This is a genomic window from Arenimonas composti TR7-09 = DSM 18010, assembly GCF_000426365.1.
Taxonomy (GTDB): Bacteria; Pseudomonadota; Gammaproteobacteria; order Xanthomonadales; family Xanthomonadaceae; genus Arenimonas; species Arenimonas composti.
The window spans coordinates 43,277-61,090 of the sequence record NZ_AUFF01000007.1; the positions used below are offsets into that span (position 1 = coordinate 43,277).

Below are 17,814 nucleotides of genomic sequence, written 5' to 3' on the forward strand. Positions count from 1 at the left end.
ATGAGCAGCCCCGTCTTCCGCACCTTCGACACCAGTCAGCCGCGCATCATGGTCGTGGACGGCTCCAAGGTCGTGCGCAAGATGATCGAGGGCGTGCTGCGGCAGCAGTTGCCCGGCATGGAGTTCGTCGGCTGCGAATCCGGCGAGGAAGCCAAGGCCGCGCTGCAGTCCGGCCAGATCAACCTGGTCACGACCGCGCTGCGCCTGCCGGACATGGACGGCCTCGACCTCGCGCGCTACCTGCGCGAGCACACGCCGCAGGCCTACATTCCGATCATCGTGGTCTCCGGCGACGTGCAGGAGCGCCTCGAGAGCCGGCAGATCAGCGACGACGTCACCGACTACTTCGACAAGTCGCTCGGCTTCAACGCGCTCGCCGCCTTCATCAAGGGCTATGTCGCGCCGGAGTCGGAAGCCGGCGGCGAGGTGCTCTACGTCGAGGACAGCCGCGTCGTCGCGATGGCGACACGGCGCATGCTCGAGAAGCACGGCTTGACCGTGGTGCATGCCACCGGCGTCGAGGACGCGATCGCCCATCTGGAGACCGCGAAATCGCAGGGCAAGGTGCCCGGCCCCGACGTCGTGCTCACCGACGTCTACCTGAAGGGCGAATTGACCGGCAAGGACCTGCTGAAGTCGATCCGCAGGGATTTCGCCTACGCCAAGGGCCTGCTGCCGGTGCTGGTGATGACCGGCGACGCCAACCCCGCGAACCAGACCGACCTGCTGCGCGCCGGCGCCAACGACCTCGTGCAGAAGCCGATCGAGGAGCGCCTGCTGGTGACCAAGCTGCTGTTCCAGCTGCGGGTCGGCCGGCTGCTGCGCGAGAAGGCGGCCCGGAAGGCGTGAACACGCCGCCGGAGGCGGCCGGCGACGACCGCGTCCGCCTGCATCCCTCCTGGAAGGCGCGCGTCGGCGAGCACCTGCTGCAGCCGAAGATGCGCGAACTCGCGGATTTCCTGCGCGCACGCAAGGCCGCCGGTGCGCGCATCTACCCGCCGGGGCCGCGGATCTTCGCGGCGCTGGACGCCACCCCCTTCGACGAGGTCAAGGTCGTCATCCTCGGCCAGGACCCCTACCACGGCCCTGGCCAGGCCCACGGGCTGTGCTTCTCGGTCGCGCCGGGCCTGCCGGTGCCGCCGTCGCTGCAGAACATCTACAAGGAGATCCAGGCCGACCTCGGCATCCCGCCGCCGGACCATGGCTGCCTGCTGCCCTGGGCGCGCCGCGGGGTGCTGCTGCTCAACGCCGTGCTGACGGTCGAGGACGGCCAGCCGGGCGCCCACCAGGGCAAGGGCTGGGAGGGCTTCACGGACGCGGTCGTCGAGGCCCTGGACCGTGAACGCGAGGGCCTGGTCTTCATGCTCTGGGGCAGCTACGCCCAGGCCAAGGGCAAGCTGCTGCGCGGCCGCCACTGCGTGCTGCGGGCCCCGCACCCCTCGCCGCTGTCGGCGCACCGGGGCTTCTTCGGCTGCGGCCACTTCGGCAAGGCCAACCGCTGGCTGGCCGGGGCCGGGCTGGCGCCCGTCGACTGGTCACTGCCCGGCCGGGCCGAGGTCGAGGCGATGCTCGCGGCCCCTTGAAGCCGCCGTTCCGGTCCCCATCACCACTCGACCGTCAGCTTCCCGAGCGTTGCATGAACGCAACGGTCAGGGAACTTTCGGGCCGTTTAGCACTCCAATGGGGCCAGTGCTAGACTCCAGCCCATGAACGAGGACCGCATGACGACCAACGCGCTGATCGCCAACCAGATGCCGATCCCGAGTGCGCTCGGGTCGCTCGACGCCTACATCTCGGCCGTGAACCGGGTGCCGGTGCTGAGCGTCGAGGACGAGCAGACGCTGGCGCGCCGCTACCGTGACGAGGAAGACCTCGACGCCGCCAAGGCGCTCGTGATGTCGCACCTGCGCTTCGTGGTGCACGTCGCCCGCGGCTACCAGGGCTACGGCCTCGGCATGGGCGACCTGATCCAGGAAGGCAACATCGGCCTGATGAAGGCGGTGAAGCGCTTCGACCCGGACCAGGGCGTGCGCCTGGTGTCCTTCGCGGTGCACTGGATTCGCGCCGAGATGCACGAGTTCATCCTGCGCAACTGGCGCATCGTCAAGGTCGCCACGACCAAGGCGCAGCGCAAGCTGTTCTTCAACCTGCGCAAGAGCAAGAAGCGCCTGGGCTGGATGAACGACGCCGAGGTGACCGCGGTCGCCAACGATCTGAACGTGTCCAAGCGCGAGGTGCTGGAGATGGAGTCGCGCCTGTCGGGCCGCGACATCGGCTTCGACGCGCCGACCGACAGCGACGACGACCACGCGCCGCCGTCGCCGGTCGCCTACCTGCGCGACGAGGACGAGGGTCCGGCCGAGGCCTACGAGCGTTCGAGCAGCGAAGACGACCAGCTCGAGATGCTGCGTGAGGGCCTGCAGCGCCTCGACGAGCGTTCGCGCGACATCATCCGCCGCCGCTTCCTCGGCGAGCCGAAGGCGACGCTGCAGGAACTGGCCGACGAATACGGCGTCAGCGCCGAGCGCATCCGCCAGATCGAGGCGAACGCACTGAAGAAGATGCGGACGCTGTTCGCGGCCTGAGCCGCGGTCTGCACAGATGACGAACGGCCCCGCGATGCGGGGCCATTTGTTTTCAGGCTCCGGAAGCCTCCGCGGATTCGCCGGCGTCGGGTGACGGTGCGGCATCGGCTTCCGGTTCGGGCGATTGCGGCTCCGGCTCTGGCGCGGGCGCGGGCGCCGGCAACTCGGGCTCCGGCTCGCTCCCCGGCACGGGTTCGCCCGGCGACGCCGGCAAGGGCTCCGGCGCCGCGGCCGGCATCGCGACCGGCACCTCTTCGCCGGTGGCGGTCAGGATGATCGGCGTCCGTCGCCGGCGCACGTCCGACCACACCGGGCCGAGGCCGTCGGTGGACCCGGTCTCGTTGTCCGTGCCGGTGCCGGTGTCGGTATCGATATCGGGCGCGGCGGCGTCCCCGGCGGGAAGGGCGGTCGGCGCGACGGCCGCCGGCGCATCCGCGGCGACCTCCGCCGGCGCGTTCCCGGCGATCTCCATCGGCGCCTCGGCAGGGGACTCCGGCGCGGGTCCCGCCACCGCCGCCGCCGGATCGGGCACCTCCCAGCGGAAGGCGCGGATGGCGTCCTCGAAGCGCTGGGCGTCGCGGTGGTAGCGCTGGATGCCGGGATAGCGCAGTTGCACCAGCAGGCGGGATTCGCCGTGGTCGACGGCGTATGCGGTGAAGATCATCCCGTTCGCCTGGATGGTCGAATGGCGCCAGCCGCGGTTGCCGCCGATCCGCGCGCGCCGCGCCGGGCGGCCGGTCGGCGCGATCATCGTCGGGTCGGCGAGCTGCGCGGCGGCGACCCGCGCGTCGATGCCCCAGGTCGTCGCCAGCGGCATCACGGTCAGGGTGAACAGCGCCCGCGGCAGCACCTCGCCCTCGCGCACGAAGGTCCAGGTCCAGCCGTTCGCGCCGACCTGCGCGGCGTCGTCGGGCGCGACGAAACCGTCGGGGAGCTCGAAGCGGCCCACGGGCGTCGCCACCTCGTCGGCGGCGGCGCTGCCGGCGGCGATCAGCAGGAGCAGGGCGGACCAGCGGATGGGCACGGTCGGGTTCCGGTGGGCGACGGCCCGCACATCGTCGCCATTCCGCCCGGGCATCGCCAGCCCGCGCGCCGCGGACGAACTCAGTCCGGCGGTGGACGCCCCGAGATGATTCGCGCGTGGCGCTGATAGGTCCAGTACGACCAGCCCCAGTTCAGCAGCACGATCAGGCGGTTGCGGAAGCCGATCAGGAAGAACAGGTGGGCGACGAGCCAGAACCACCAGGCCAGCAGGCCGGACAGGCGCAGGCGCCCGAAGTCGACGACGGCGGCCATGCGGCCGATCGTCGCCAGGTTGCCGAAGTCGCGGTAACGGAACGCCGCTGACGGCGTGCCGCGCAGGCGGGCTCGGATGACCGCGGCGACGTGCGCGCCCATCTGCTTGGCCGCCGGCGCGACGCCGGGGACCGCGCGGTCGCGTCCGGCATCGCGCACCGCCGCGAGGTCGCCGGCGACGAAGACCTCCGGTCGCCCGGGCAGCGACAGGTCGGCCTCGACCGGCACGCGGCCGGCGCGGTCGGTCGCGACGCCGAGCTGGGCGCCCAGCGGCGAGGCGGCGACGCCGGCGGCCCACAGCACGGTCCGCGCCGGCAGGCGTTCGTCGCCGATCGCGACGCCGTCGGCGTCGATCGCGGTGACCGGCCGCCCGGTGTGCACCTCGACGCCGAGCCGCTGCAGCATCGCCCGCGTCTTCTCCGACAGTTCCTGGGGCATCGTCGCCAGCGGCCGCGGCCCCGCTTCGACCAGATGCACGCGGGCGCTGCGCGGGTCGGCGTGGCGGAACTCGCGCGGCAGCGTGTGGCGGGCGATCTCGGCGAGCGTGCCGGCGAGCTCGACGCCGGTCGGGCCGCCGCCGATCACCACGAAGTTCAGCCAGGCCGCGCGCGCGGCCGGGTCCGGTTCGCGCTCGGCCGCCTCGAACGCCGACAGGAGGCGGCGGCGGATCGCCAGCGCGTCGTCGAGCGTCTTCAGCCCGGGCGCATGCGTGGCCCAGGCATCGTTGCCGAAATAGGCATGGGTGGCGCCGGTGGCGACGACGAGGAAGTCGTAGGCGAGTTCGCCGCCGGCGCATTGCACACGGCGCGCGCCGGTGTCGATGCGCTGCACCTCGTCCATGCGCACGGTGACGTTGCGCTGCCGGCGCAGGATGTGGCGCAGCGGCGCGGCGATGTCCGGTGCCGACAGACCCGCGGTCGCCACCTGGTAGAGCAGCGGCTGGAAAAGGTGGTGATTGGTGCGGTCGACGACGGTGATCCGCACCGGCGCCGACGCCAGCGCCCGCGTGCACCACAACCCGGCGAAACCCCCACCGAGCACGAGGACGTGCGGCTCACTCATCACTCGCTCCCGGGCGTCCTGCGCATGCCGCCATCTTCGCGGAGAAACGAGGAACGAGGAACGGGGAACGAGGAACGAGTGGAAGCGCCTGCGCTCACTCGTTCCTCGTTCCTCGTTCCTCGTTCCTGCTCAATAGAGGTCGACCGGATCGACGTCGACCGCCCACCGCACCCGCCGCGCCGATCGCAGGCCGCGCCAGACCGGCAGCCAGGCGTCGAGGGCGGCGTGCAGCTCCGGGCGACGGTCGGCGGCGAGCAGCAACTGGCCGCGTGAGCGGCCGGCGCGGCGCGCCATCGGCGCCGGCATCGGGCCATTGCGGCGCACGGTGTCGTGGCCGGTGCAGGCCGCCTTGGCATCCTCGAGGAAGGCGTCTACGGCATCCACCGTCGGCGCTTCGACGCGCAGCAGGGCGAGGAAGGCGTAGGGCGGGAAGCCGGCGGCCTCGCGCTGCGCCAGTTCCAGCGCCGCGACCGCCGGATAGCCGCCGGCGAGCAGGGTATTGAGCAGCGGGTGGTCCGGGTGGTGGGTCTGCAGCACGACCTCGCCCGGCAGGTCGGCGCGGCCGGCGCGGCCGGAGACCTGGATCAGCAGCTGGGCGAGTTTCTCGCCGGCGCGGAAGTCGGCGCTGAACAGGCCCTCGTCGACGCCGACGACGGCGACCAGGGTCAGCCGCGGCAGGTCGTGGCCCTTCGCCAGCATCTGGGTGCCGACGAGGATGCCCGGCTGGTCGCCGAGGCGGGCGAGGTGGCGTTCGATCGCGTCGCGGCCGCGGGTCGTCTCGCGGTCGACGCGCACCAGCAGCGCTTCGGGGAAGCGCTCGGCCAGCGCCTGCTCGATGCGTTCGGTGCCTGCGCCCTGCGGCATCAGACCGAGGCTGGCGCAGTCCGGGCAGGCATTCGGCGGCGTCGCGCGGGCGCCGCAGTGGTGGCAGATCAGGCGGCGGCCGCCGACGTGCACGGTCATCGCCGCATCGCAGCGGCGGCAGGTCGCGCTCCAGCCGCAGTCGTGGCAGATCAGCACCGGCGCGTAACCGCGGCGGTTGCGGAACACCAGCGCCTGTTCGCCACGCGCCAGGCAGTCGCCGACCGCCGTCAGCAGCTCTTCCGACAGACCGTGCTGCAGCTGCCGCTTGCGCAGGTCGACGACGCGCACCCGCGGCGGTTTCGCGGCGCCGGCGCGGCGGTCCAGACGAACGTGGCGGTAACGGCCGGCGAGGGCGTTGTGCAGGGTTTCCAGCGCCGGCGTCGCGCTGCCGAGCACCACCGGCACCGCGAGCGCGCGCGCGCGGACCACCGCGAGGTCGCGGGCGTGGTAGCGCACGCCGTCCTGCTGCTTGTAGGACGCGTCGTGCTCCTCGTCGACGACGATCAGCCCGGCCTCCGGCAGCGGGCAGAACACTGCCGAGCGGGTGCCGACCAGCACCCGGCCGTCGCCGCGCGCCATCGCCGCCCAGGCACGCGCGCGCTCGCCGTCGGGCAGGCCGGAGTGCATCGCCAGCACCGGCACGCCGAGGCGGCGGCGGAAGCGATCGAGAAGCTGCGGGGTCAGGCCGATCTCCGGCACCAGCACCAACGCCTGGCGGCCGGCAGCGAGCGCGTGTTCGGCGATCGCCTGCAGGTAGACCTCGGTCTTGCCGCTGCCGGTGACGCCCTCGAGCAGCAGCGGCCGGAAGCCTTCGCCCTGCGCGAGCGCGGCGAGGGCCGCCTGCTGGCCCGGCAGCAGCACCGGGCCGGGCGGCGCCGGGCGTGGCGCCGGCGGCCCCAGCGCGATCCGCTCGGCCAGCCCGCGTTCGGACAGGCGGCGCATCGGCGTGCGCCAGCCGGGCTGGTCGAGGTCGAGGCGGTCTTCGTCGATCGCGCCGGCGGCCAGCGCTCGCAGCAGTTCGCGCGGTTTGCCGGGGCGGCCACCGCCTTCCCCGAGCAGGGCCCGGCCGGCCGCCGTCGCGGTCCAGCCGTGGGCGCACGATTCCGGCAGCGGCTGCCCGGCGCGCAGCGGCCCCGGCAGCGCGGTCGCCAGCATCTCGCCGAGCGGCGCCTGCCAGTAGCCGGCGGCCCAGCGCAGGCTGGCGAAAAGTTCGCCCTGCAGCAGCGGCATCGCGTCGAGGCGGGCGGTGGCCTGCTTCAGCCCCGGCACGGCCGCGGCGAGGCCGACGACGACGCCGACCTGCTCGCCGTCGCCGCGGCCGAAGGGCACCCGCACCCGGCAGCCGACCCAGTCGGGGCCGGCGTCGCCGCCTGCCGGCGGCAGGTAGTCGAAGGCCTGTGGCAGCGGCACCGGCAGGGCGATGCGCAGAGCGGTTTCCGGGGCGGCGGGCATCGCTGGAGTCTAGCCTGCGGACCGTCGCGGGCGGCCTGTGGCTCACTTGCGGCCGATAGTTCTCCGATCCGTCAGGAAGCGGCCCCAAGTGGTTGCTGGCAAAGGGTAAAAGTCCTTATCCACACCGGTTGTGGATAACTCTGTGGACCGGCCTTCGAGCAAGTCTGCGCACCCCCCGCCAGAGCGGCGCTTCCGCTTTCTTGAACACTTTTTAACCAAACCGTCATATAGCTTGAAAATCAGGCACTTGGCCCGGGGCCGACCGGCCCGCCATGGCAGCCTGCACGGGTGTAGGCGGAATTTCCCGTGTTCTCCTGCCGCTGTGCACAACGTTCCACGCCGGAAGCCGCGCCACCACTGGCGGAGCACGGTTTTCCGCGCTGTCAATCACGCGCTCGTGACCGGTGCGCACAGCTAGAATCACCCGGTGCAGTCCGCCGCTCCCGCCCCCCGCTCCGCCCCGCCGTCCTCCGCCCTGGCTGCCTTCCTGCGCGGCATCGAGCGGCGGGCGTTCGTGTTCGCCCACGTCCAGTGCGGTGACGAAACCGCCGCGCAGGCGGCGCTGGCGCGCGCCATGGCCGGATTCGGGCGTCAGGCCGCGACCAGTCCGCTGTCGGCATGGCCGGCCGACTTCTGGGCCGGCCTGCTGGCGCAGCCGGAACTCGTCGGCGGCGCCAGCGAGGTCCCCGAGCTGGCCCCGCTCGGCCAGGGCCCGCGGGCGGCGCTGCTGCTGCGGATGGTCGCCGGGCTGGACTTCGTGCACGCCGCGCGCGTGCTCGGGGTCGAGGAGGCGACCTACCGCTATGCCTTGCAGCGCGCCCTGCAGCAGGCCGGCGAGGCCGGGATCAGCTATGCCGCCCTGTCCGGCCTGCGCGAGCGGCTGCACCGCCAGGTGAAGACGCTGCCGCCGGCGCGCACCGCCGCGCTGGAACGGCTGCGCGAGCAGGCGTTGACGGCGGCGTCGGCGCCCGTGATCGACGCGGCCACCGCTACCACCGACGCTGCCGACGCGCCGCCGCCTCGCGCGCGCGCCCTGCTGTGGCTGCTCTGGGTCCTGCTCGCCGCCGTGCTGGTGGCGTTCGCGGCGACCTTCCTGCCGGACAGGCCGACGCCCGCCGGTCAGGCGAACGGTCTGCCGGAGGAGCTGCCACCCGAGACACCGGTGCCGCTGCCGGCGCGTGGCGATGCCGAGGTGCTCGGCCACCCCGACTATGCCCAGCTGGCCGCACCCGATGCCGGCCCGGTGGCGGCGGAGCTGCCGCTGCTGAGCTGGCTCGCCGCCAACCCGGAGCGGCTCGCGCGGGCCGAGGGCGGGGCCGCCGCGCCGGCGGATCACGAGGCCGCGCCGGCCGGTTTCGATGCCGGCGTCGCGCCGCCATCGGCCGCCGCGATCGCCGCCGCACCCGCTGCGTTCGCCGACCTCGCCGAGACGCCGCGTCGCCTGCTGGCGCCGCTGGCCGAGGGCTGGCCGCGGCTGGAGCCGGCGACCCGCGCCCGCCTGATCGCCAATGCGGGCCACTGGCAGGCCCTCGACGCCGCGGGTCGCGACGCGCTGAAGACGCGCATGGACGCCTGGGACGCGCTGCCGGCGCCCGAGCGCGCGCAGCGGCGCGCCCCCTTCGCCGCCTGGCTGCGGCTGCCGCCGCGCGAGCAGGCGCAGTTGCGTGGAATCGCCTCGCGCTTCCGCGCACTGCCCGACGCCGAGCGCCAAGTGCTGCGCGCCGAATTCGACGCGCTGCCGGCGGAAGCCCGCCGCGACTGGTGGCTGGGTCCGACGCTCGGCGGCGATTTCGCCGGCCTGCAGCCGCTGGTCGCCTTCGTCGCCGACGACGACCTCGGGCCGGTGCTGGCGATGCTGCGCGGGCTGCCGTCACCGGCGCGGCGTGACCTGGCCGAAGTGTCACGGCGCCTGTCCGCCGGCGAGCGCGAGGCATTGCGCGATGAACTGCTGGCGGCGCCGGCGGAGAACCGGGAAGCGCTGATCCGCGGCCGCCTCGGTCGCTGAAGCGCGCTCAGCCGAGCAGGTCGAGGATGCGACGGCGGGCGCGGAAGCCGTCGCCGAAGCGGGTGATGCCGTCGGCGCGCAGCCGCGGCGCATGTTCGCGCAGGTAGGTCTCGAGCGCGTCCGCATCGCGCAGCCGGTAATGGCAACACAGTTGCAGCCAGCCGTCGTCGGTGGCTTCGCGGTCGCGGGCGATCGTCGCCGCCTCGAACCCGGGCAGCGCCAGGATCTCGGCCACGTGCCCGTGCAGCCACGCCAGGTAGGCGGCAGCGAGATCGGGACGGACCTGCAGGTTCACCTCGTAGATCACCGCGCTCATACGTTCACCAGGCTCACCAGCAGGCTGACCGTGGCGCCGGTCACCAGCAGGAAGAAGTAGCAGGTGCCGAGCACGCCGTACTTCAGCACCGTCATGATCCAGCCCTGGCGATAGACCCGCTTCTGCATCAGCAGCAGATAGACCGGCATCCACACCAGCATCGCCACCTCGAGCCAGCCGAACAGGCCCGACACGAAGCCGAGGCTCGCGGTCCAGGTCTTGAGGGCGTCGAACACCACGACGAGGAACAGCGCCATGCACAGGAAACTGTGGCTGTGCAGCGCGACGATCAGGTGTTCCATGTACAGCCGCCGCTTGAACACGTAGGCGATCTTCAGCAGCAGCGCGAACAGCGGCAGCAGCACGAACAGGGTCGTCGGCACCGTGCTCAGGAAGGCGTCCTTGAGCAGGTTCGGATCCTGTTCGATGCGGCCGATGTTGCCCTTCGCGCGCCCGGCCGACTCGTTGAGCTTGCGGTTCAGCGCATCGGGCAGCCAGGAGATCGCGATCGGGTTGGTGACCGGGTCCCAGGGGCGGCCGTTGAAGCTGAGGTTGCCGTCTTCGCCGACGTCGCGTCCGGCGGGAACGGGTTCGCCCCGCGCTTCGGCATCGTGGATCACGCGCAGCCGGGCTTCCGCTTCCTCGTTGATCTGCGCGACCGCGATGTCGAGCGGGACCATCATGCCGGGCACGTCGCGGGCGCCTTCGCGCGCCTGCTCGATCGCCCCGAGGGCCTCGGCACGGATCGCCTCGACGTCCTCCACCGTCAGCGCCGCGGCGAGCCGCCGCCGCGCCGGACGCGCGTTGGTGTCGAGGCGGTCGCCGCGCTCGGTCACGGTGACGCCATCGGCGGCGTCGCCGGTGATCACCTGGTCGCGATCGAGGTCGAAGCTGAGTTGCGCCGCGAAGAACGCGATCAGGCTCATGAACACGAACAGCCGCACCGGGCTGACGTAGCGCACGCGCCGGCCGGCGAAGTATTCGGTGCTCAGGAAACCCGGGCGCAGCAGCAGCGGGCCGAGCGTGCGCAGGATGCGCGAGTCGAGCTCGAACACCGAATCCAGGAAGTCGCCGATGATGCTGCTGAACTGCCGCACCAGGCCCTTGGTCGGCTGGCCGCAGGCGTAGCAGTGCTCGCCGAGCAGTTGCGCCTCGCAGTTCTGGCAGCGTCGTTGCGGCGCCGCCGCCGGCAGGACGACCGTCGGCGCGGACGAGGAGGATTTCGGGGCGGCGGTCTCGCTCATCGCAGGCTCCGGAACGGCAGCGGCTAATATACCGGCCCCCACGCCGTATCGATCCCATGAGCCACAGCGAATCCCGCGGCGCCCGCCTGCGGCGCGAGATGCGCGTCAGCTTCGCGCTCGCGCTGCCGCTGGTGCTCGGCCAGGCGTCGTCGATGGCGATGAACATCGTCGACACCTTCCTCGCCGGCCGGCACGGCCCGGTGACGCTGGCGGCGGTCGGCATCGGCAGCGCGGTGTGGTCCGTGGTGATCCTGATCAGCATCGGCGTGCTGATGGCGGTGCCGCCGACGGTGTCCCAGCTCAACGGCGCCGGCCGCCGTGGCGAGATCGGCGCGGTGTTCCGCCAGGCGCTCTGGCTGGCGCTGATGCTCGGTGTCGCGCTGGTGTTCGTCGTGCGCCTCGGGGCGCTGGCGCTCGCGCCGATGGGCATCACCGCCGAGGCGCGGCCGGAGGCGGTCGCGTTCCTGCAGGCGATCAGCTGGGGCGCACCGGCGCTGGCGCTGTACTTCTGCCTGCGCAACCTCAGCGAGGGCGTCGCCTGGACGCGGCCGGCGATGGTCTTCGGCATCGCCGGGCTCGTACTGCTGGCGCCGCTGGGCTGGGCGCTGATGTTCGTCGCCGGGCTGGGCGCGCGCGGTCTCGGCTATGCGGTCGCGATCACGCTGTGGTGCCAGGCGGCGGGCCTGGCCGTCTACCTGTACCGCTCGCCGCGCTTCGCCGATCTCGCGCTGTTCGCGCGCTTCGAGCCGCCGCGCTGGCGGCCGATCCGCGACCTGCTCGCGCTCGGCCTGCCGATGGGCGTGTCGGTGTTCATGGAAGGCAGCCTGTTCGTCGCCACCGCGCTGCTGATCGGCACCCTCGGCACGACCCAGGTCGCGGCGCACCAGATCGCGATCCTCGTCGCCAGCCTGTGCTTCATGGTGCCGCTCGGGGTGGCGATGGCGACCACGGTGCGGGTCGGGCACGCGGTCGGTGCCGGCGACCGCTCGGCGATGCGCTGGGCGGCGGCTGCCGGCTATGCGCTGGCGATGCTCGCGCAGACGCTGTCGGCGATCGTGCTCGTCGCCGGCGCCGGGATCTGGGCCGCATTGTTCACCGACGAGCCGGAAGTGATCGCGCTGGCGACGCTGCTGATGGCCTATGCGGCGGTCTTCCAGTACCCCGACGGGCTGCAGGCGCTGTCGGCCGGCGCGCTGCGCGGCCTGAAGGACACGAAGGTGCCGATGCTCATCACGGTGTTCGCCTACTGGGGCCTGGGGCTGCCGCTGGGGGCGTGGTTCGGCCTGGGCCGCGACGGCGGCGCGCCGGGGCTGTGGACCGGCCTGATCGTCGGCCTCAGTGTCGCCGCGCTGCTGCTCGGCGGGCGCTTCCTGCGCCTCGCGCGGCGGCCGCTGGCGCCGGCCTGAAATCCGCGGATGGTGACTCCGGGCCCATGCGGGGCCCGCGGTGGCCGGCTATGCTGGGCGCCTGTTTTCCGGAGCATCCTTCATGTCGCAGCCGTCCCGCGGCCCCATCGCCCGCCTGTTCGGCGGCCTCTGGGCCGCCCTGACCTTCACCCAGCAGCTGTTCTTCAACCTGCTGTTCCTGTTCTTCATGTTCATCATCGCGCTGATGGTGCTGGCGATGCTGGCCTCGCCGGGCGCGGCGCCGATCCGCGCCGACAGCGCGCTCGTGCTGCGCTTGCAGGGCAACCTCGTCGAGCAGCACACGTCGTCGGCCTTCGACCGCGCGGTGAACGAGGCGATGGGCCAGGCGGTGCCCGAACTGCAGTTGCGCGACCTGGTGCGGGCGATCCGCGCCGCGAAGGACGACGCCAACATCGACCGCCTGGTGCTGGTGACCGACGGCTTCGGCGCCGCCGGCTTCGCCTCGCTGCGCGATCTCGCCGCGGCGATCCGCGAGTTCCGTGCCGCCGGCAAGCAGGTCGTCGCCTGGGGTACCGGCATGGACCAGAAGCAGTACTACATCGCGGCGCAGGCCGACGAGGTCTACCTGGATCCACAGGGCATCGTGCTGCTGGAAGGCCTCGGCCGCTACCGCATGTATTACCGCGAGGGCCTGCAGGACAAGCTCGGCGTCGACGTCCACCTGTTCAAGGTCGGCGAGTACAAGTCGGCCGCCGAACCCTACGTGCTCGACGGCGCGTCACCGGAGGCGCGCGAGGCCGACCTGTTCTGGATGAACGACATCTGGCAGCGCTTCGTCGCGGACATCGCGCAGGCGCGCGGGCTGTCGCCGCAGGCGCTGTCGACGATGATCGACGAACTGCCGCAGCGCGTGCAGGCGCACGGCGGCGACACCGCGAAGCTGGCGCTCGACGAGCATCTCGTCGACGGCCTGCTGACCGTTCAGGAACTCGAGAAGCTGCTGCTCGAGCGCGGCGCGGCCGATGACGACGGCCACTCGTTCCGTCAGGTCGAACTCAAGCCCTACCTCGCGCACGTCGCGCGCAGCGAAGGCGGCATCGACCGCCGGCCGCAGGTCGCGGTGGTCGTCGCCCAGGGCGAGATCACCGACGGCGACCAGCCGCCGGGCACGGTCGGCGGCGAATCGACCTCGGCGCTGCTGCGCCAGGCGCGCGAGGACGAGGACGTCAAGGCCGTCGTGCTGCGCGTCGACTCCCCCGGCGGCGGCGTGTTCCCGTCCGAGCAGATCCGCCGCGAGGTCGAACTGACCCGCGCCGCCGGCAAGCCGGTGGTCGTGTCGATGGCGAACGTCGCCGCGTCGGGCGGTTACTGGATCTCGATGAACGCCGACCGCATCTACGCCGACGAATCGACGATCACCGGCTCGATCGGCATCTTCGGCCTGTGGATGGGTGTGCCGCGTGTGCTCGACAAGATCGGCGTCAGCACCGACGGCGTCGGCACCACGCCGCTCGCCGGCGCGATGGATCCGACCCGTCCGTTCGATCCGAATGTCGGCGTCATCATCCAGTCGATCATCGACAAGGGTTACGCCGACTTCACCGGCAAGGTCGCCGCCGCCCGCGGCAGCACGCCCGAGGCGATCGACCTGGTCGCGCGCGGTCGCGTGTGGAGTGGTGCGCAGGCGCGCGAGCGCGGCCTCGTCGACGAGCTCGGCGGCCTCGACGCGGCGCTCGCCTACGCGGCCGAGCTGGCGAAGCTCGAGGAGCACCGCGTCCGCTACGTCGAGAAGCCGCTGACCCCGTTCGAGAACTTCCTCGTCGGGCTCGGCCAGAACGCCTCGACCCGCAGCCTGCTGCGCGTGCTCGCGCCGTCGCCGGTGCTCGGCCTCGACCGTCGCACCGCCGACACGCTGGAACGCGAGCTCGCCTGGCTCGACCGCAGCGGCCGCACGCCGTTCCGGGCGATCGCGCACTGCTTCTGCGCTTACTGACGAGTAACGAGTCGAGAGTAACGAGGAACGCGTGAGGGCCCGCGCTGCGCGCGAAATGCGCAACGCGGACCCTCTTCTTTTACTCGCTACTCGCGCCGAAGGCGCGCGCTTTCACTCGTTTCTCGTTTCTCGTTCCTCGTTTCTCGTTTCTCGTTTCTCAGCCGCCCGTCTCGGCCAGCATCCGCTCGCGCTCGGCTTCGGCGGCCGCCTGGGTGTCCTCGACGGCCTTCGCCTTGTCCAGGGGTTCCTCGATCGCGGCGCGGAGGGCGGTGGGTTCGGCGGGGGCGGGGGCCTGTGGTTCGCCGTCGGGTTCCGGGGTCGGTTCGCCGCAGCCGGCGAGGAACAGCGCCAGGGTCAGGACGAGCGCGGCGAGCGTGGCGTGGACGGGGCTGATGCGCATGGCGGCGTTCTCCGGCGGTTGTCGCGGCTATCCTAGCGCCGACGACGGGAGGAACCGGATGAACGGCAACCGCTGGCGGCTGGACGGACAGGTGGCGCTGGTGACCGGCGCGAGCGTCGGCATCGGCCGCGCGATCGCGGCGGAACTGCTGGGCCTCGGAGCCGAAGTGCTGCTGGTCGCGCGCGACGACGTCCAGCTGCAGGCCAGCCGCGATGATCTCGAGGAAGAATTCCCGGACCGTGACGTGCGTGCCTTCGCCGCCGACGTCGCCGATCCCGAACAGCGGCGCGAGATCTTCGACTGGATCGAGGACCTCGGTACCGGCCTGCAGTTGCTGGTGAACAATGCCGGCGGCAACGTCACCCGCGCCGCGATCGATTACGGCGAGGACGAGTGGCGGCAGATCTTCGAGCTGAACCTCTTCTCGGCCTTCGAGATTTGCCGCTTCGCCTATCCGCTGCTGTGCCAGCACGCGGCCTCGGCGATCGTGAACGTCGGCTCGGTGTCCGGCGTCACCCACGTGCGCAGCGGCGCGCCCTACGGCATGACGAAGGCGGCCTTGCACCAGCTCACCCGCAACCTCGCCTGCGAATGGGCCGAGGACGGCGTGCGCGTGAACGGCGTCGCGCCCTGGTACATCCGCACCCGCCGCACGTCCGGCAAGCTCGCCGATCCGGATTACCTGGACGAGGTGCTCGAGCGCACGCCGATGCGGCGGATCGGGGAGCCGGAGGAGGTCGCGTCCGCGGTGGCGTTCCTTTGTCTGCCGGCGGCGAGCTACGTGACCGGGGAGTGCATCGCGGTGGATGGGGGGTTTCTGCGGTACGGCTTTTGAAAGCAGAGTTAGCTTTCAGGAGTTAGTAGTTAGCAGAGCGAGTCACTAGCTGTACTAACTGCTGACTCCTGAAAGCTAACTCTGGTTTTTTCAGTTGCAGGACCGCGCAACGATCCCCCGCAACCTCTCCACCTCGCTCCGCCGGTACGCCGCGGTGTCACTGAACGCGTGCAGTGCATCCGACTCCGCCTGGCGCAGCTTCGCCTTGAACTGCCTGCAGGTTTCGGCGTCGTCGAGGCGCAGGCAGGATTCCTGCACCCAGCGGCAGGTGCTCGCCGCGGCGGGATTGCCGCGCACGTCGTAGCCGAGTGCGGGCAGCGGCACGCAGCGCGTGTTCGGCGCGAACTCCTCGGTGTGGCGCACGTCGCCGTCGTAGTCGGTGCAGCGGTACATCGGTGGTGGTGCGGGCGGAACGGTCGGCGCGGGTCGTGCGTCCGCGGCGGGCGAGGACGGTGCCGACGGTTCCGGTGCCGGCCGCGGCCGCGCCGGCGGCGGATCCTGCGGCCGCGTCATCCGCCGCTCGCTCTGCTGCTGTCCCTGCGCACAGGGATCGTCCTGCAGCGTGACGCGGCCGGCGGCGTCCTCGCAGCGATAGACGGTGATCTCCGCACCGCGCGCCGACGTCGTGAGGGCGAGCGCGAGAAGGACGCCCGCGCCGGCGACGCGCAGGCCACGACCTTCGCCACTCCCGGCCGCGACCGGGAGCGCCGTTATCCTCGCCTGGCAGGACCGGCCCATGCCGGCATTCTCCGCCCGTCCGGGCTTCGACTCCACCGGAAATCCACCATGCGCCGACTGCTGCTCTTGCTGTCCCTCCTGATGCTCGCCGCCACCGCCGATGCCGCGGTCGCGCCGGCGCCGCCCCGCGCGGAAGGCGAGGGGCCGTACGAGCAGCTGATCCTGCGCGGCGTCACGCTGATCAACGGCACCGGCGCGCCGGCCTATGGCCCGGTCGACATCGTCATCGAAGGCGGCCGCATCGCCGCGGTGAAGATCGTCGGTACGCCGAACTCGCCGATCCAGCCGCAGTACCGGCCGGTGCTGAGTCCCGGCGGCCGCGAGATCGACCTCACCGGGCATTACGTGATGCCCGGCATCGTCGACATGCATGGCCACACCGGCGGCGACGACCAGGGCGTGCCGGTCGAATACATCTACAAGCTCTGGCTCGCGCACGGCATCACCACGGTGCGCGAGGCGGGCTGCTTCAACGGCGTCGAGTGGTGCGTGTCGGAGGCGCGACGCAGCGCCGACCGGGCCATCACCGCGCCGCGCCTGTATCCCTATGCGGTGTTCGGTGCCGGCGAGGCGCGACCGGTGACGACGCCGGAGCAGGCGCGCGCCTGGGTGCGGCGCATGCATGCGGCCGGCATCGTCGGCATGAAGTGCTTCGGCGCGCGCCCCGAGCTGCTCGCGGCCGCCTTCGACGAGCTCCGCAAGCAGGGTATGCGCAGTGCCTGCCATCTCGCCCAGCTCGACGTCGCCCGCGTCGATGCCCTCGACACCGCGCGCCTGGGCCTGACGACGCTGGAGCACTGGTACGGCCTGCCGGAAGCGCTGTTCGACGGCCAGACCGTGCAGCAGTACCCGCCCGAGTACAACTTCATGAACGAGCAGCACCGCTTCGGCGAGGCCGGGCGGCTGTGGGCGCAGGCAGCGGCGCCCGGAAGCGAGCGCTACGAGGCCGTGATGCGGGAGCTGCTCGAGCTCGACTTCACGCTCGACCCGACCTTCACGATCTACCAGGCCACGCGCGACCTGATGCGCGTACGCAACGCCGACTGGCATGCCGGGTACACGCACCCGGCGCTGATGTCGTTCTTCACCCCGAACCGCGACAACCACGGCAGCTTCTTCTTCGACTGGGGCAGCGAGCAGGAGGCCGCCTGGCGCGACAACTACCGGCGCTGGATGGCCTTCGTGAACGACTACAAGAACCGCGGCGGCCGCGTCACCGTCGGCAGCGACTCCGGCTACATCTACAAGGTCTACGGCTTCGGCACGATCGAGGAACTGGAACTGCTGCGCGAGGCCGGCTTCCATCCGCTGGAAGTGATCCGCGCGGCGACGCTGTCCGGCGCCGAAGCGCTCGGCATCGCCGACGACACCGGTTCGATCGAGGTCGGCAAGACCGCCGATCTCGTCGTGCTCTCCGAGAATCCGCTGGCGAACCTGAAGGTGCTCTACGGCACCGGCCACCTGCGCCTCGGCGCGGACGGCGAACTGCAGCGGGTCGGCGGTGTGCGGTTCACGATCCGCGATGGCGTGATCTTCGACGCCCAGGCCTTGCTGGCCGACGTGCGCCGGATGGTCGCGGAAGCGAAAGCGGCGGCGGAAAACACGACGCCGGCGGAATCGCCGGCGCCGTGAACACGAACCCGGGCGCACGCGGCGC

15 protein-coding genes are annotated in these 17,814 nt (G+C 72.0%); 8 read left to right on the forward strand and 7 right to left on the reverse strand.

The window, feature by feature from the left end; all coding sequences use genetic code 11:
* The 3 genes from K311_RS0110225 (at window position 1) to rpoH (ending at window position 2,585) form a co-directional block, all read left to right on the forward strand.
* Window positions 1–849: a response regulator gene (locus tag K311_RS0110225; protein WP_026817235.1), complete on the forward strand. Its 849-nt coding sequence runs from the start codon at window positions 1–3 to the stop codon at window positions 847–849.
* Window positions 846–1,583 (forward strand): uracil-DNA glycosylase, encoded by a 738-nt coding sequence (gene ung, locus K311_RS0110230; RefSeq protein WP_043797533.1) that lies wholly within the window; start codon window positions 846–848, stop codon window positions 1,581–1,583. The genes K311_RS0110225 and ung overlap by 4 nt, the downstream gene beginning before the upstream one ends.
* A 138-nt stretch (window positions 1,584–1,721) precedes the next feature.
* A complete protein-coding gene (gene rpoH / locus K311_RS0110235; RefSeq protein WP_425476583.1) occupies window positions 1,722–2,585 on the forward strand; it encodes an RNA polymerase sigma factor RpoH in 864 nt (287 codons plus the stop codon).
* Window positions 2,586–2,637: 52 nt separating this feature from the next.
* Here the strand turns inward: rpoH and K311_RS0110240 are convergent, their stop codons facing one another.
* The 3 genes from K311_RS0110240 to K311_RS0110250 form a co-directional block, all read right to left on the reverse strand.
* Entirely contained in the window at window positions 2,638–3,609 is a 972-nt protein-coding gene (locus K311_RS0110240) for a hypothetical protein (protein ID WP_154659526.1), read from the reverse strand.
* 80 nt (window positions 3,610–3,689) lie between these two features.
* Entirely contained in the window at window positions 3,690–4,943 is a 1,254-nt protein-coding gene (locus K311_RS0110245; protein ID WP_026817239.1) for an NAD(P)/FAD-dependent oxidoreductase, read from the reverse strand.
* Between the two features lie 129 nt (window positions 4,944–5,072).
* Window positions 5,073–7,259, reverse strand: coding sequence for a primosomal protein N' (locus tag K311_RS0110250; protein WP_026817240.1), 2,187 nt, complete (start codon window positions 7,257–7,259; stop codon window positions 5,073–5,075).
* Window positions 7,260–7,686: 427 nt separating this feature from the next.
* Here K311_RS0110250 and K311_RS17785 point away from each other — a divergent pair, with 427 nt between their 5' ends.
* Window positions 7,687–9,264 (forward strand): DUF3106 domain-containing protein, encoded by a 1,578-nt coding sequence (locus K311_RS17785; protein ID WP_051239937.1) that lies wholly within the window; start codon window positions 7,687–7,689, stop codon window positions 9,262–9,264.
* 7 nt (window positions 9,265–9,271) lie between these two features.
* Here K311_RS17785 and K311_RS0110260 read toward each other — a convergent pair whose 3' ends face one another.
* Both K311_RS0110260 and K311_RS0110265 read right to left on the reverse strand, forming a co-directional pair.
* On the reverse strand, window positions 9,272–9,580 hold the full coding sequence (locus K311_RS0110260; RefSeq protein WP_026817241.1) for a DUF4286 family protein: 309 nt from the start codon (window positions 9,578–9,580) through the stop codon (window positions 9,272–9,274).
* Window positions 9,577–10,824, reverse strand: a complete 1,248-nt coding sequence (locus K311_RS0110265; protein ID WP_026817242.1) for a DUF3667 domain-containing protein — start codon at window positions 10,822–10,824, stop codon at window positions 9,577–9,579. The genes K311_RS0110260 and K311_RS0110265 overlap by 4 nt, the downstream gene beginning before the upstream one ends.
* Window positions 10,825–10,880: 56 nt before the next feature.
* Between K311_RS0110265 and K311_RS0110270 the strand changes: the two genes are divergently transcribed.
* Window positions 10,881–12,230 carry an MATE family efflux transporter gene (locus tag K311_RS0110270; RefSeq protein ID WP_026817243.1) on the forward strand — a complete coding sequence of 450 codons (1,350 nt, stop codon included), beginning with the start codon at window positions 10,881–10,883 and terminating at the stop codon, window positions 12,228–12,230.
* An 82-nt stretch (window positions 12,231–12,312) separates the two neighbouring features.
* Window positions 12,313–14,184 carry a signal peptide peptidase SppA gene (sppA, locus tag K311_RS0110275; RefSeq protein WP_026817244.1) on the forward strand — a complete coding sequence of 624 codons (1,872 nt, stop codon included), beginning with the start codon at window positions 12,313–12,315 and terminating at the stop codon, window positions 14,182–14,184.
* Between the two features lie 157 nt (window positions 14,185–14,341).
* On the opposite strand, the gene K311_RS0110280 is transcribed toward sppA, so the two are convergent.
* Window positions 14,342–14,584, reverse strand: a complete 243-nt coding sequence (locus K311_RS0110280; protein WP_026817245.1) for a hypothetical protein — start codon at window positions 14,582–14,584, stop codon at window positions 14,342–14,344.
* A gap of 58 nt (window positions 14,585–14,642) precedes the next feature.
* Between K311_RS0110280 and K311_RS0110285 the strand changes: the two genes are divergently transcribed.
* Window positions 14,643–15,419 carry an SDR family oxidoreductase gene (locus tag K311_RS0110285; RefSeq protein WP_026817246.1) on the forward strand — a complete coding sequence of 259 codons (777 nt, stop codon included), beginning with the start codon at window positions 14,643–14,645 and terminating at the stop codon, window positions 15,417–15,419.
* Between the two features lie 90 nt (window positions 15,420–15,509).
* Here K311_RS0110285 and K311_RS0110290 read toward each other — a convergent pair whose 3' ends face one another.
* The gene (locus K311_RS0110290) at window positions 15,510–16,157 is read right to left on the reverse strand and encodes a DUF4124 domain-containing protein (RefSeq protein ID WP_026817247.1); all 648 of its coding nucleotides are present in this window, start codon (window positions 16,155–16,157) and stop codon (window positions 15,510–15,512) included.
* Window positions 16,158–16,205: 48 nt separating this feature from the next.
* Between K311_RS0110290 and K311_RS16445 the strand changes: the two genes are divergently transcribed.
* Window positions 16,206–17,789 (forward strand): amidohydrolase family protein, encoded by a 1,584-nt coding sequence (locus tag K311_RS16445; RefSeq protein ID WP_043797535.1) that lies wholly within the window; start codon window positions 16,206–16,208, stop codon window positions 17,787–17,789.
* Window positions 17,790–17,814: the final 25 nt, after the last annotated feature.